The organism is Synergistota bacterium, assembly GCA_021159885.1.
Taxonomy (GTDB): Bacteria; Synergistota; GBS-1; order GBS-1; family GBS-1; genus AUK310.
The window spans coordinates 1-14,376 of sequence record JAGHDO010000072.1 but is presented as its reverse complement, the minus strand read 5'-3'; the positions used below and the strand labels follow the sequence as shown (position 1 = coordinate 14,376).

17 protein-coding genes are annotated in these 14,376 nt (G+C 42.6%); 14 read left to right on the top strand and 3 right to left on the bottom strand.

Annotation, left to right across the window (positions count from 1 at the left end; all coding sequences use genetic code 11):
- Positions 1–14 precede the first annotated feature (14 nt).
- Together J7M13_07365 and J7M13_07360 are read right to left on the bottom strand one after the other, a co-directional pair.
- Positions 15–371 (bottom strand): DsrE family protein, encoded by a 357-nt coding sequence (locus tag J7M13_07365; protein MCD6363795.1) that lies wholly within the window; start codon positions 369–371, stop codon positions 15–17.
- A gap of 13 nt (positions 372–384) precedes the next feature.
- Positions 385–735 carry a DsrE family protein gene (locus tag J7M13_07360; GenBank protein MCD6363794.1) on the bottom strand — a complete coding sequence of 117 codons (351 nt, stop codon included), beginning with the start codon at positions 733–735 and terminating at the stop codon, positions 385–387.
- A gap of 75 nt (positions 736–810) precedes the next feature.
- On the opposite strand from J7M13_07360, the gene J7M13_07355 reads away from it, so the two are divergent.
- The 6 genes from J7M13_07355 to J7M13_07330 all read left to right on the top strand — a co-directional run bounded on the left by J7M13_07355 (position 811) and on the right by J7M13_07330 (position 6,019).
- Complete coding sequence (locus tag J7M13_07355; GenBank protein MCD6363793.1) at positions 811–1,419, top strand: hypothetical protein; 609 nt, start codon at positions 811–813, stop codon at positions 1,417–1,419.
- Between the two features lie 92 nt (positions 1,420–1,511).
- On the top strand, positions 1,512–2,366 hold the full coding sequence (gene panB, locus J7M13_07350) for a 3-methyl-2-oxobutanoate hydroxymethyltransferase (GenBank protein ID MCD6363792.1): 855 nt from the start codon (positions 1,512–1,514) through the stop codon (positions 2,364–2,366).
- A complete protein-coding gene (locus tag J7M13_07345; GenBank protein MCD6363791.1) occupies positions 2,360–3,301 on the top strand; it encodes a 2-dehydropantoate 2-reductase in 942 nt (313 codons plus the stop codon). The genes panB and J7M13_07345 overlap by 7 nt, the downstream gene beginning before the upstream one ends.
- Positions 3,298–4,266: a TRAP transporter substrate-binding protein gene (locus J7M13_07340; protein MCD6363790.1), complete on the top strand. Its 969-nt coding sequence runs from the start codon at positions 3,298–3,300 to the stop codon at positions 4,264–4,266. Before J7M13_07345 ends, J7M13_07340 begins: the two co-directional genes overlap by 4 nt.
- Positions 4,263–4,745, top strand: coding sequence for a TRAP transporter small permease (locus tag J7M13_07335; GenBank protein ID MCD6363789.1), 483 nt, complete (start codon positions 4,263–4,265; stop codon positions 4,743–4,745). The genes J7M13_07340 and J7M13_07335 overlap by 4 nt, the downstream gene beginning before the upstream one ends.
- A complete protein-coding gene (locus tag J7M13_07330; protein MCD6363788.1) occupies positions 4,745–6,019 on the top strand; it encodes a TRAP transporter large permease in 1,275 nt (424 codons plus the stop codon). The genes J7M13_07335 and J7M13_07330 overlap by 1 nt, the downstream gene beginning before the upstream one ends.
- A 7-nt stretch (positions 6,020–6,026) precedes the next feature.
- Here J7M13_07330 and J7M13_07325 read toward each other — a convergent pair whose 3' ends face one another.
- On the bottom strand, positions 6,027–7,727 hold the full coding sequence (locus J7M13_07325) for a mechanosensitive ion channel (GenBank protein MCD6363787.1): 1,701 nt from the start codon (positions 7,725–7,727) through the stop codon (positions 6,027–6,029).
- Between the two features lie 148 nt (positions 7,728–7,875).
- On the opposite strand from J7M13_07325, the gene J7M13_07320 reads away from it, so the two are divergent.
- From J7M13_07320 to tsaB, 8 genes are all read left to right on the top strand, one after another.
- Entirely contained in the window at positions 7,876–8,136 is a 261-nt protein-coding gene (locus J7M13_07320) for a stage V sporulation protein S (protein ID MCD6363786.1), read from the top strand.
- A 116-nt stretch (positions 8,137–8,252) separates the two neighbouring features.
- On the top strand, positions 8,253–9,515 hold the full coding sequence (locus J7M13_07315; protein ID MCD6363785.1) for a histidine--tRNA ligase: 1,263 nt from the start codon (positions 8,253–8,255) through the stop codon (positions 9,513–9,515).
- On the top strand, positions 9,515–11,290 hold the full coding sequence (gene aspS / locus J7M13_07310) for an aspartate--tRNA ligase (GenBank protein ID MCD6363784.1): 1,776 nt from the start codon (positions 9,515–9,517) through the stop codon (positions 11,288–11,290). Before J7M13_07315 ends, aspS begins: the two co-directional genes overlap by 1 nt.
- A gap of 2 nt (positions 11,291–11,292) precedes the next feature.
- The gene (gene acpS / locus J7M13_07305; protein MCD6363783.1) at positions 11,293–11,646 is read left to right on the top strand and encodes a holo-ACP synthase; all 354 of its coding nucleotides are present in this window, start codon (positions 11,293–11,295) and stop codon (positions 11,644–11,646) included.
- A 2-nt stretch (positions 11,647–11,648) separates the two neighbouring features.
- On the top strand, positions 11,649–13,196 hold the full coding sequence (locus J7M13_07300) for an NAD(P)H-hydrate dehydratase (GenBank protein MCD6363782.1): 1,548 nt from the start codon (positions 11,649–11,651) through the stop codon (positions 13,194–13,196).
- Positions 13,193–13,432 carry a hypothetical protein gene (locus tag J7M13_07295; GenBank protein ID MCD6363781.1) on the top strand — a complete coding sequence of 80 codons (240 nt, stop codon included), beginning with the start codon at positions 13,193–13,195 and terminating at the stop codon, positions 13,430–13,432. Before J7M13_07300 ends, J7M13_07295 begins: the two co-directional genes overlap by 4 nt.
- Positions 13,384–13,890 (top strand): tRNA (adenosine(37)-N6)-threonylcarbamoyltransferase complex ATPase subunit type 1 TsaE, encoded by a 507-nt coding sequence (tsaE, locus tag J7M13_07290; GenBank protein ID MCD6363780.1) that lies wholly within the window; start codon positions 13,384–13,386, stop codon positions 13,888–13,890. Before J7M13_07295 ends, tsaE begins: the two co-directional genes overlap by 49 nt.
- The coding region (gene tsaB / locus J7M13_07285) for a tRNA (adenosine(37)-N6)-threonylcarbamoyltransferase complex dimerization subunit type 1 TsaB (protein ID MCD6363779.1) at positions 13,871–14,376 on the top strand (506 nt) is incomplete at its 3' end. The genes tsaE and tsaB, both read left to right, overlap by 20 nt.

Genomic DNA, 14,376 nt, shown 5'->3' with positions numbered 1-14,376 from the left:
ACCTCTCATTTTCATTAAAAAAACATGATGCTATCATGTGAGTCTAAAATATTCTTAAGCTCCTCATCATCTATGAGCTTTCCTATATCGATAAGATTCCCTTTTTTTATTCTTCTCTTTTCCAGTGAAGGCTTATGGATGTAAAGCTTAATCTCAAATTCGTCCATCTCGCTTAGATATCTGACGAGGCTCATCATCTTATATATAGAACCTTCCTGATGCTTAAGTAGGCAAAAAACCCCGTCTTCTATGAGTAATATGGATGTATTTACCTCCCCTCCCCTAAAGCCTATTGCTATTCTGAAAGCTTCATGTGCTATGCTTTTTCCAAAAGGAGCGCACCTCAGAACTATAAGGACGCTTTTAGGCATTTTTTTCACTCTCCTATATAAAGTTTATGAGTCTATCTGCCTTGGCTGATACTTCTCCAAGGGTAGCCAACCCCGCCGGCTTAACCCCTTCTATTATGTCTTCCCTTTTCATTCCTCTGTACTGCATACAGGCTCCACAAGCCATAACCTCTACTCCCATTTTTACAAGATCACCTATCATTCCAGGTATAAACCTATCGCTTCTTGAGGGACGCGTGTTTTTGTTTACCGCTATTACTGCATCTCCATACAGATAAAGTGTGCAGGTATTTCCGCGCTTGACGAAAGCTCTTATCAGATGATAGGCTGTATCTAAGTCTTCAGTGCTATACGGAGGAGTGTGAACGATAACCGTGAGGTGCATATTTATAACACCTCCTTATTTACCTTGCTTTTCACCTATTATATCATTATGCGTTTGAAGAGGGAGTAATCGAACATGGATGATTTCATTGATTCTTTTCTTATTGATAGTCTCCATGTGGGAGCGAAATGGGCTTTTAGGATATGGATCCCTCCTTCTCCCATCATCGTTCTTGGAAGGTTCTCGAAGCTAAGTGAGGAAGTAAGTGATGGAGCGAAGCTTCCTATAAAAAGGCGTTTGGGTGGGGGATGCGCTGTGGTCTTGTATCCGGGAACACTCGTTCTGAGCGTTGCGGTAAGAAGGGAGTTAAATAAAGGTGCGTTTCCGAGAGAATGGGTAGCGTTTTTTAATGGAATAGTCATATCTGCTCTTAAAAAGATTGGGCTTAGACATGTTGGGGAGAAAGGATGGGGAGATATAGTATATGGTGATAGGAAGATAGGGGGCATTTCACTCTATTCAACGAGGAGTGTAGTGCTGTATCAATTGTCTTTAATACATCAACTTGATCTTTCTATTATCTCTGAGAACCTTAAGCACCCTCCTCGTGAGCCAGATTACAGAAAAGGAAGAAATCATGGTGAGTTCCTGACATCGATTTGTTCTATCGCTCCAGAGATATCGATCGCTGATTTAATGTATGTTTTGGAAAGGGAGTTAAAAGGGGTTCTATCTCAAACTTAAAGTATACTTTGGCGAGCTATCTTTGGTTTCTTATATCTTTTAAAAAGCTATGGTATAATAATAATCGTTAATCGATACGGAGGTGATAAAGAGTGCGCAAAAAAGTTACCATCCCAGAACTTTATGAAAAGAAGAAAAAGGGCGAAAAAATAGTGATGATAACCTCATATGACTATCCTATGACTCAGATAGTCAACGAGGCAGATATAGACATAATACTGGTTGGAGATTCTCTGGGTATGGTGGTTCAGGGACTTGAATCTACCGTTCCCGTTACGATGGACGAGATAGTATATCATTGTAGGTGTGTAATGAGAGCAAACAAGCATGCCTTTGTCGTTGGAGACATGCCCTTCTTGAGCTATGAGGTCAGTATTGAGGAAGCTGTTAGAAACGCTGGAAGGATTATGAAAGAGGGGGGGGTAGACGCAGTTAAGCTTGAGGGTGGCGTTAGAATGGCAGATAGGGTTGAGGCTATTGTCAGAGCAGGAATTCCTGTGATGGGACATATAGGGCTAACCCCTCAGAGCGTAAGCCTGCTTGGTGGATTTAAGGTTCAGGGAAAGAGCATAGATTCCGCGAGAAATATAATAGAAGACGCTATAGCTCTTGAGCAGGCTGGTGTTTTTTCAATAATACTTGAGTGCGTACCATCAGGTCTTGCTGAAATAATAACTAGAAAAGTGTCCGTTCCGACGATAGGTATAGGTGCTGGACCACACTGCGATGGCCAGGTTCTCGTACTCCACGATATGCTGGGGCTTTTCAAGCGCTTTAAGCCAAGGTTTGTAAAAACTTACATAGAGCTTTATGATATCATTCTTAAAGCGCTCGAGGAGTACAGAGATGAGGTTAAATCTGGGGGCTTTCCCACTTCAGAGCACAGCTTTACAATGAATGAGGAAGTTTATAATCAGCTGAAGGAGGAGTACCTTAAATCATGTTAAGCATTGCCATAATAGGCGCTGGAGCTATGGGAAGCGTATATGGTGCCTGTCTCTCACAGGTATCAGAGGTTCTTCTCATTGATATTTGGAAAGAACACGTCAATGAAATAAATGAAAACGGCTTAAAAGTTGAATGGATCGATGGTAGGGAAAAGCTCTTTAAGCTGGAAGCTTTCACAAGTCCCGAGGACTGTGGCAAAAAGGTAGATCTGGTTATAGTTTTCGTGAAGTCATATGTGACCGAGAAAGCAGTTTCTTCCTCATCTCCACTTTTGAAGGAAGATACTCTCTTTTTGACCCTTCAGAATGGGCTTGGAAATGCTGAGAAGATAGCTTCGCTCTTTGGAAAGGATAGAGTTCTATGTGGGACGACTACTTTTGGAGCTACGATGCTTGGTCCTGGCAGGGTTAGATTAGCCGGTATAGGGGAAACGAGCTTCGGACCGTTTGGAACGGTGGAGAGGGAAAGGCTTAAGCGGATTTATTCCCTCTTTGAGGAAGCCGGTTTAAATCCTCATCTTGTCGATGATCCGATGAGAAATGTATGGCGTAAGCTTCTTATAAACGTTGGGATAAATCCTATAACGGCTATCGCAGGCGTTCCCAATGGATTTATTGTAGAAGATGAGAACTTAAGAAAGCTAAGCGGGCTCCTCGTTGAAGAAGCTTGTCTCGTAGCTGAATCAGAGGGATATGGCTTTAATGCCAACGAGGTCAAAAATCTCGTTCTCGATGTGGCGAGAAAGACGGGAAAAAATAGGTCATCCATGCTCCAAGATATATCTGCTGGTAGAAGAACAGAGATAGATGCTATAAATGGTGAGATCGTGGCACGGGGTAGGAAAAAAGGATTATCAGTAAGCGGGAATGAGGCGATAACGCTTCTTATCAAGTTTCTTGAGAAAAAAACTCGAGAGGGAGGTGGTGCGTTATGAAGAGGATAACGGCGCTGCTCGTGGTATTGCTCTTGGTTGTAGTAGCTTCTACCGCTTGGGCTGTCACAGTGCTTAGACTTGGCCATGCGGTTACTACGGAACATCCCTATCATCTCGGAGCCGTAAAGTTCGCTCAGCTTATAGAGAAGCGTACCAATGGTGCAATAAAGATTAAGATCTTTCCTAATAGGCAGCTTGGAAATGAGAGGGATATGATTGAGGGACTGCAGCTTGGAACTATCGACCTCGTCGTTACTTCCACTGGCCCTTTAAGTGGGTTTGCTCCTCTTATGGGGGTTGTTGACCTTCCATTTATATTCCAAACCAGAGAGCAAGCTTACAAGGTTCTCGATGGGCCTATAGGTAGAAAGCTTTTTGCTCAGCTTGAAAAGGTTGGTATCAAGGGACTGGCTTTCTGGGAGAACGGCTTTAGGCATATAACGAATTCCGTCAGACCTATAAATAAACCTTCGGATCTTAAGGGAATTAAGATAAGGACGATGGAAAACCCCGTTCACTTAGCTACATTTAAGGTTCTCGGTGCGAATCCTACTCCTATGGCTTGGGGCGAGGTCTTCACAGCTCTTCAGCAGGGGGTTATTCAGGCACAGGAGAATCCTATCCCTATAATATGGACCTTTAAGCTCTATGAGGTTCAAAAGTATCTCGCCTTAACCGGTCATTTTTATTCTCCCGCCCCAATACTCATGAGCAAGGCCAAGTTCGATGCTCTTAAACCGGAGTATAAGAAGATATTTATGGACACTGCAAGGGAGGTAGCAACTTATGAGAGAAACCTGATAAAGAAACAGGAAGAATCCCAGTTATCCAAGCTGATAGAAAAGGGCATGATAGTAACGAGACCGGATAAGAAAGCCTTCTTTAAAGCTACTCAACCGGTTTATAAGGAATTTGAGCCGAAGTTTGGAAAGAAACTTATAGAGGAGATATTAAATACCCGATGAAAAGCGCTCTTTCCTCTACGAGCAAATATCTGGATGCCGCAGCGCTTTTCTGCTGCGGCATCCTTCTAATTTTAATGGTAGTGGTGGTCTTTGCTCAAATAATATTTAGGTTTTTTATAGGAAGCTCGCTCTCATGGTCTGAAGAGCTGGCGAGATATTCTATGATTTGGCTTTCTTTTCTCGGAGCAAGTGCTGGTGTTAAAAGGGGAGCACATGTTGGTGTGGAGTTTCTTCTAAGATCTCTTCCGGAGAAAAAGAGGATCCTTTTAACCAAATTGATACTTGCACTGGGATTATTTTTCTTCTTGGTCGTTTTCTGGAAGGGAATATTTATATTAAAGATAGTAAGATATCAATCATCTCCAGCGATGGGCATATCCATGATGTATCCCTACATGGCTATATCCGTTGGAAGCTTTATATCCCTGATTCACATATTAGATGCTCTGCTTAGCGTTAAGGGAGGGAGTTTTAAGTGATAGGTATAATTCTCTTTTCCGTACTGGGAGTCCTCATAGTTCTCGGAGTTCCGGTGGCGATATCCCTTGGTTTATCAGCTCTTATTACCATTATGGTAGCTGTTCCTGTCCCTCTCACCGTCGTTGTTCAAAGGATGTTTACTGCGACTGATTCCTTCCCCTTGATGGCTGTGCCCTTCTTTATGCTCGCTGGAGCTTTAATGGAGCAAGGGGGGATCTCAAAAAGGCTTATAAATTTCGCAAATTCCTTGCTTGGAGCCGTCTATGGAGGGCTTGCTCTGGTTGCAATTGGAGCAAGTGCATTTTTTGCTGCTATATCAGGATCCTCTGCGGCAACTACAGCCGCCATAGGTAGTATCATGATCCCTGCAATGGTTAGAAGAAACTATGATAAGTCGTGGGCAGCGGCGGTTCAAGCTTCTGGAGGTATGCTTGGTATAGTCATTCCTCCAAGCATACCAATGATAACTTATGGTGTTATAACTGGAGTTTCTATAAGTGGACTTTTCATCGGCGGGTTAATACCGGGGATAATCATGGCGGCTTCACTAATGATGGTGGCTTACTATGAAGCTAAGAAAATGGGATATATGGGAGAAAAGAGAAAAAGCTGGAAAGATGTATGGGTATCCTTTAAGGAAGCCATATTAAGCCTTCTTATGCCAGTAATAGTTCTTGGAGGCATATACGGAGGGGTTTTCACCCCTACGGAGGCTGCGGTAGTAGCAGTTGTTTACGGATTCCTAATTTCCGGTCTCGTTTACAGAGCTATAACTATTAAAAACCTCTTTGAGATACTTTCAAAGGCCTCTATATCAACTGCAGTGGTCATGCTTCTTGTCGCTACTGCTTCCCTCTTTGGGTGGGTTCTAACCTGGGGAGAGGTTCCTCAAAAGGTAGCTTCTGGTTTAGCTATATTCTCTTCAAGTCATATACTCTTACTTCTCATTATAAATCTAATCTTTCTCCTTGTAGGCACTTTCCTTGATACATTAGCGGCTATCCTTATCTTAGTACCCATTCTATTGCCTGTTGTTAAATCCGCAGGGATAGATCTACTTCACTTCGGAATAATAACGGTGGTTAATCTTGCAGTAGGGCAGATAACTCCTCCATTTGGAGTTTGTTTATTCGTAGCGGGGAGCATAGCAAGCTTAAAGCTCGAAGACATTATTAAGCGTATAATACCTTTCTTCCTAATCCTTGTCATCGATATATTGATAATAACTTATATTCCTCCGCTTTCAACATTTTTACCTTCCTTATTACAGTAATTTAAGCTTATTTCTTAATATGCACATCGAGCTGAGGGAATGGTATTTCAATACCTTCTTCCTTCAATTTATACCATATGTTAAAGTTTAAATCTGACCTTACCTTGAGTCTGCTTGCGTGGTGCTGATTAACCCATATATAAAGATCAAATATAAGTGCGCTTTCTCCCATTTCCCTAAAAATTACCATAGGCTCTGGATGGTCAAGTACAGAGGGGTGCTTTTGCGCTTCTTCAAGAAGTATCTTTTCTACCTGGCGTGGATCAGAATCATAAGATACTCCTATGCTTATTTTATCTCTAACCATTGGATCGGATTTAGTCCAGTTCATGACCATTGTTGATGCTAACATCGATGAGGGAATAATTACCTCCACATTGTCAAATGTTTTGAGAGTAACGCATCTGTAATCGAGCTTCTTTATTTTGCCGGTTATGGGAGAGCCAGTATCAAGGCCGACGGATACAATGTCATTTTGCTTAAAGTGTCCCTCCACATATATGAGTATTCCTCCAACTATATTTCTGGCTAAGTCCTGTAAGCCTAAGCCTATGCCTATACCGAGAGTGCCTGCGAAGACCGTTAGAATTGACAAGCCAACTCCTAAGGCTCTCAAGCTTATCAAAATGCCTGCTCCAAGTAGAAGATAAAATAAGAGCTTTGATATAAAAGATCGGAGCTGAGGTTTTTCAGGAAGTGGTATGGGTATGCCTCGAGCTTCCTCGATGATTTTCCTTAGCGTCGAAGCCACAAGATAGAAAAGAATAGCTATTAAAACTGCTTTTATTATCTGGAGGAAGTTAAGGTAGGAATCGCCTATCTTAACCAGAGGGAAACTAAGCCATGCTACGGCGATCTCGTATAAGCCAAAGAGCTTGAGAATAATAATTACGCTTATGAGCGCTTCGAAGTAGATCCAAAGAAGATGTAGATTGGTAGTGGAAAGAAGTACCGATCTTTTGATTCTTCCAGTTATTTTATGATGAGCCAGTGCTATGGATATTATATAGACGATTATAGCCGTTGATCTCCAGAATAAGCTTTTTGCTATTTCTTCATATCCGAAGATCCAGAAGCTTCCTGTGAGTATAGCAAATGCGACAAAGAGGAAATAAAACCTTTCGAAGAAGAAACGAAGCTTTCTATATAGCCTTACCTCAATGGTTGGGAGAAGGGATAAAATGCTCCTTTTATGAAGAAGTATGCTTGTAATGATAATTAGAAGGACCACCTTAGCTGTAAGAAAAAGAAAATTGCTTAGGGTATCGCTAAGCTTTAATCTTCTTATAATATCGAGGGGCATTCCAAAGGATATGAGGAATATCAATAGCTTTCTCAGATGCTTGGATAAATCGGGCTTTTTCGATTCCAACCACCTTAGGAAGAGCTCACCCACTTTGTAGATAAGGATGATAAAGATTGCTCCATCTATCGCATCTATGAGAGGATTCTTATACTTAAGAAGGACGGGGAAAGCGAACGCTATCCCCGCTGTTGTAGATATAGGCAGGAGAAAGGCAAGCGATGAAGAAAAGCGCTCGATTCTCGGCTTTAGCTTTAATCGAGATAAAAGATAAGAGATTATCAATATCAAAAGGAAAGCACCGACATAGTAAGCATGCTTATACGCGAAATAGACAGACAATACCTTTATAGATTCTGAGAGCTGATGAGGTATCTGAAATAGCTCTGAAATGCCCTTTCCCATGATTCCATCCTCTTTTAAAAAGTATAGCATATAGACGCTTGAGTTATAAAAGGTGAGTTTACGAGAGTATTGACAAAAAGGAAATAATGTGTCATTATTTTTACCGTATAAGGGCGGGAAGATGCACTTTTAAAAGGAGGGGTTGTCCATGGAAGTTTTAAAGGTTTCGGCTCAGTCCAGACCTAAGTCGGTTGCGGGCGCTTTGGCTGCTGTTTTGCGGGAAAAGGGATGTGCAGAGCTACAGGCTATAGGGGCGGGCGCAGTTAATCAAGCTGTCAAGGCAATAGCTATCGCCAGAGGTTATGTTGCTCCAAATGGAATCGATATAGTGTGCATACCTGCCTTTACTAAGGTTGAGATTGAGGGAGAGGAAAGAACTGCTATTAAGTTCGTTGTCGAATCCCGTTAAGCTGATCCCCGCCCAATAAGGAGGTCTTTTATATTGGAAAGCGAACCTGCTTGCCTAAGGCTTTTCTTGGGCAAGCAGGTTCTTTTTCTGCATTTGAGGAAAGGAGGATTCGTGGTATGAGTATTACCGCTCCGCGTGGCATTAGAGATATACTACCTGGAGAAACCGAGAAATGGAGATATATAGAGAACATTGCGTATGGTTTAGCACGGAAATATAATTACAAAGAGATAATAATCCCCATGTTTGAGCACACCGAGCTTTTTTCTCGAGGAATAGGAGAATCCACGGATATTGTTATGAAGGAGATGTATACTTTTGAGGATAAAGCGGGAAGAAGCTTAACTCTGAGGCCTGAAGCCACTGCTTCAATCGTCCGCGCTTATATAGAGCATCATCTTGAGGGCAAGCCTCAACCCCAAAAGTTTTACTTCTTTGGTCCGATGTTTAGATATGAAAGACCGCAAGCAGGTAGGTACAGGCAGTTTTGGCAGATAGACTATGAGGCTTTGGGATCTTCTGACCCTCTTCTTGATGTTGAGGTTATAGCTTTGGCGTGGGACCTCATGTTTTCCCTCGGAATAAAGGAGCTTGAGGTTCAGATTAACAGTATTGGTTGTTTAAAATGCAAAGAGTCCTACAAGTCTGCATTGAGAGAGTTTTTGTCTGACAAGCTTGATCTTCTGTGCGAGGATTGTCGCAGAAGGTATGAAACTAACGTTTTAAGAATACTCGATTGTAAGAAGGAAGGCTGTAGGGGAGTTATAGAAAGCGCTCCTAAGATAATAGATTATCTCTGTGCAGACTGTAAATCCCATTTCGAGGAGGTCAAAGAGGGATTAGATCTGCTTTCTCTCCCATATGTGCTTAATCCCTATCTCGTTAGAGGTCTTGATTACTATACGAGGACCACCTTTGAAATCGTATCAAACAAGCTCGGTGCGCAAAACGCCCTGTGTGGTGGTGGAAGATATGATCTTCTTGCTTTTGAGATAAACGGCTCTATGGTTCCCGGAGTGGGGTTTGCAGCAGGAGTAGAGAGAATGGTTATGGTGCTCGATGAAAAAGGTGCTTTCCCCGCATTGGACAGGGGGGTAGACTTGTTTATCGTTTCCATAGGAGATGAGGCGAAAAAGCATGCATTTAAGCTTCTTTACCTTCTAAGGAGAGAGGGAGTATCAGCTGATATAGACTATATGGGAAAGAGTCTTAAGGCTCAAATGAGGCTTGCTAATCAGAGAAAAGCGCGAAAAGTTCTTATACTCGGTGAGGATGAGCTTTCTTCAGGAAAAGCAAGAATAAAAGATATGGAAAGTGGTAAGCAGGAGGATATTCCCTTAGGAGAGGTTCTATCTTATCTCAGGAGGGGAAAAAGATAATGGAGCTATTAGGCAATTGGAGAAGAAGTCGCTATTGTGGAGAGCTCTCAGAGGAGGACATAGGCAAGCAAGTTACGTTGATGGGATGGGTTCACAGAGAACGTGATCATGGAGGTCTGATATTCATAGATCTCAGGGATAGGACGGGTATCATTCAGTTAGTTTTTGGCCCTGATATCGATGCTGGTGCTCATGAAAAGGCAAAGAAAGCTCGAGCGGAATATGTTATAGCGGTGAAAGGGAAGGTTAGGAGAAGACCAGCTGGTACGGAAAATCCCTCTCTTAAAACCGGGAATGTAGAGGTATGGTGCAGTGAAATTAAAATACTAAATGAAGCAAAAGTTCCTCCATTTTCGATATCTGAGGAGATCAACATTGATGAGAATTTGAGGCTTAGATATCGGTATCTCGATTTGAGACGAGCTCGCATGCAGAGAAACATTATCCTGAGACATAAAGCGGCGCTTTGGGTCAGAAATTTTTTATCATCTCAGGGCTTCCTTGAGATAGAAACTCCATTTTTGACAAAAAGCACTCCCGAGGGAGCGAGGGACTATCTCGTTCCAAGCAGAGTCAATCCAGGATGCTTTTACGCTCTTCCACAGTCTCCTCAGCTCTTCAAGCAGATATTTATGATTTCTGGATTTGATAGGTATTTCCAGATAGTAAGGTGCTTTAGAGATGAAGATCTTAGAGCTGATAGGCAGCCCGAGTTTACTCAAATAGACATAGAAATGAGCTTTCCTCATGAGGAGGATGTGTTCGACGTAAGCGAAAGAATGATAGCAGGTCTATTTAATGAGCTTTTAGGGACTGATATCGGCGTTCCTTTTCCAAGAATTAGCTATGAAGATGCCATACTTAAGTATGGAACGGATAAACCGGATTTAAGATTCGGCTTGGAAATAATAGATATAACTGATATTTTTAAGGATACGAGCATAAGGGTTTTTAGATCGGTTTTGGATAACAATGGAAAAATTAGATGTATAAAGGTTCCGGAAGGTGCGAGGTTTTCTCGCAAGGAGCTCGATGAGCTCGTAGAAACAGCTAAGGCTTTTGGTGCAAGAGGGCTCGCTTGGTTTATATTTACCTCTGAAGGAGTGAAATCGCCCCTCGCTAAATTTTTAAGCGAGGAAGAGCTTAGAAGCCTTAGAGACAGGCTTTCCATTCAGGATGGAGATCTCATTTTGGTGGGAGCCGATGAGAATGAGGAAATACTCGCTGAGTACATGGGCAGAGTTAGACTGGCTCTTCCTGAAAAACTTGGACTTGAGCTTAAGGGATATAAATTTCTGTGGGTAGTGGATTTTCCTCTTCTCCAGTGGAACGAGGAGGAGGGAAGATACGAGGCAGTTCACCACCCTTTTACTTCTCCTAAGGAGGAAGATATTCCGTTGCTTGATACAGACCCCTCCAGGGTAAGAGCTCGTGCCTACGATATGGTATTAAACGGTGTAGAGCTTGGGGGAGGAAGTATAAGAATACACAGCGTTGAGCTTCAATCTAAGATATTTAAGCTTCTTAGCATAGGGGAAGAGGAAGCTAAGGAAAAGTTTGGTTTTCTGCTTGAGGCTCTGTCTTATGGAGCTCCTCCTCATGGTGGAATTGCCTTTGGCTTCGATAGAATAGTCATGCTCCTTGCTGGAGAGGAAAGCATTAGAGAAGTCATAGCTTTTCCGAAGACCCAGAAAGCGGTTTGTTTGATGACGGGAGCGCCCTCACCGGTAACGGAAAAACAACTAAAAGAGCTCCACATAGAGGTGAAGCTTTAAGATTGATAATAGGAATAGGGGTTGATATCGTTCGTATAAGCAGGTTTAATAATATTGAAGAGGGAATCGTTAGAAGAATCTTTACGGACGAGGAGATGAAACTTTTTAAAGTGCGCAGATATGAGAGAATGGCTGTTAACTTCGCTGCTAAAGAAGCTCTCATAAAGGCACTTGGAATGCCGATAAGCTGGAGAGAAGCTGAGATTTTGAGGGATGATAAAGGTAGACCCTATCTTAAAGCTTCAGGAAAGCTAAAAGAGCATCTTACATTTAGGGGCGTTAAAAACGTGCACTTGGCAATGTCTCATGAGGGAGATTATGCAGTGGCTTTTTTGATTTTGGAGGGAGGGAGTTAGATTTGAAACTCTTGACAGCTGAGGAAATGAGGGAGATAGATAGATTTGCAATTGAGGAGCTTAAGATTCCTGGAATTATATTGATGGAAAATGCGGGATTAAGGACTCTAATTGGCATGCAGAAAGTGGTTCAGGATATCCTTCACAGGAAAGTTCTTATAGTCGCGGGTAAGGGTAATAACGGTGGAGATGGCTTTGTTATAGCGAGGCATATATTTAATCAGGGAGGAAGCGTGAAAATAGCGCTTTGTGCGAGTTTTTCTGAGGTTAAGGGAGACGCAAGGATTAACCTGGAAATAGCGCAAAATATGGGAATTGAGATAATAGAAGTGAGCAAAAAAGAGGACCTCAATGCTCTATTGAGGGAATCCGATCTCATTGTTGATGCTCTTTTGGGGACAGGAATAAAGGGAGCGGTAAAAGGATTTTTCGCTGAAATCATAGAAGAGATAAACTCCTCAGGCAGGCCTGTAGTAGCAGTTGATCTTCCATCAGGGCTTGAGGCTTCAACGGGGAAGGTTCATGGTCCATGCGTTAAGGCTAACTGGACATTTACCATGTGTCTTCCTAAGATAGGGCTTTGGCTCTATCCTGGGGCTTATTACGCTGGAAAGATCTTTGTCGTTGACATAAGCGTACCTCCATGGGTTTGGGAGGAACACTTCGATGTAAAACGAGAGCTTCTCACAATTCCTGACATTGAAAGAAAGCTCCCACTCCATAGAGATCCACAATCTCATAAGGGAGATTTTGGGAGAGTTCTCGTTATAGCAGGCTCTCGTGGATTTACAGGAGCTTCTGCGCTGGCTTCGATGGCTGCTCTGAGGATAGGGGCTGGGCTGGTGTATCTCGCGGTTCCGGAATCGCTTAATGATATCATGGAGGTTAAGCTAACCGAGGTAATTACCATTCCCGTTTCGGATAGCGGCGGAGCTTTTGACATTAGGTCACTTTTAGAGTTAAGAGAACATTTGGAAAGAAGCGATGTTATCGTTCTTGGCCCTGGTATAGGAACCTCACCTCCAACTAAGACCTTCGTTTGGAAGCTTCTTGAGGAAGCGAAAAAGCCCATGGTGATAGATGCAGATGGGCTTAATTGCCTCGTGGGACACCTTGATCTTCTTAGGAATTACGCTTCAAATCTCGTTATAACCCCACACCCCGGGGAAATGGCAAGACTGATCGGCGTAAAATCCTATCAGGTGCAGGAGGATAGGATTGGAATCGCGGAAAGATTTGCCCAAGAATATGGAACCACAGTTGTATTAAAGGGAGCAAGGACGATCATAGCGTCTCCAGATGGCAGGACCTTTATCAATCCAACGGGAAATCCAGGCATGGCTACCGGTGGAACGGGAGATGTTTTAACCGGTATGATAGGAGGGTTGATCGCACAGGGACTCGATCCCGTAGATGCTTCCTGCGTTGCCGCTTTCATACACGGTTTGAGCGGAGATATAGCATCCATGAAGAAAGGAGAAATTCCTCTTGTAGCTTCCGATCTGCTTGAAGCTATTCCGAATGCCTTGAGGGAGGTGTCTTCCCATTGAGGAAGACAAGGAGAAGATCCACGCTACAGGAAGAAGAGGAGAGGCTTAGAAAGATATACAAGAGAAATATTAAAATTTATGTGATGAGTCTTACTCTTATAGCTTTGACTTTGGTTCTTGCAAAAAGGATGAACCCTTCTCTTGATATAACTACTCCTATAAAAATTCTTATGGCTCTTATAGGAGGATGGATATTAATTCTTGTGTTGACATGGTTGAGAGGAAGAAAGAAATAGGTCTTTATTCGCGCTCGGAGGGGGAAACGGAAAGAATAGGGCGGTTGATATCCTCCTGTCTTAATGGAAAGGAGGTTATATTCTTAACGGGAGATCTTGGAGCAGGCAAAACCGTTCTCGTTAGAGGGGTAGCAATAGGAGCAGGTGTTAAAAGGAGAGTCAGAAGTTCGAGCTTCGTTCTTCTGAGCCAATATATGGGAGGGATCTTTCCCATTTATCATCTTGATCTTTATCGTATAGACTCGAAAGATCTCGTAGATTTGTGCATCTATGATTTCTTAGAAGAAGGCGTTCTCTTAGTGGAATGGGCGGATAAAGCAAAGGGGGAGCTTACACCTGACCTATTGATCGAAATCAGTATAGTAGAGGAGAATGAGAGATTTATTCACATTCAAGGAAGTAAAGAGATCATATCCTGTTTAGAAAGGAAGTTTCAAGATGCTAATTTTATCGATTGATACCTCTTGGTTCAGAGGAGGAGTAGCTTTACTTAATGAAGGTGAGATAATTTCTGCTTATATCTTTCCGGAGGAAAGGAAGCACGCTATATATTTTCCTACCTGTGTTCAAAACCTCTTTGAGGATACGGGAGAAAGCGTCTCTCGGTTAGACCTAATCACTGTGGCTCTTGGACCAGGTTCCTTTACAGGCTTAAGGGTGGGGTTATCTTTCGCCAAGGCTTTAGCGTATGCTTTGAAGAAGCCTTTAAAGGGCGTAGGCTCTCTTGAGGCTATAGCTTCAGTTCCAGAACTAAAAGGAAAACAGGTTTTGGCAACGATCAGGCTAAGAAGAAACCGATTCGTTGGGGCTCTATTTGAAGGGGGAATTCCTCCGGAAAGGCTATCCGATAATTTAATAGAAACTGTTGACTCTATGTGGAAGAGAAAAGCGAAGTATATAATTGATGAAGGCTTAGAGAGCTATCCTTTCATGCTGTTAAGAGG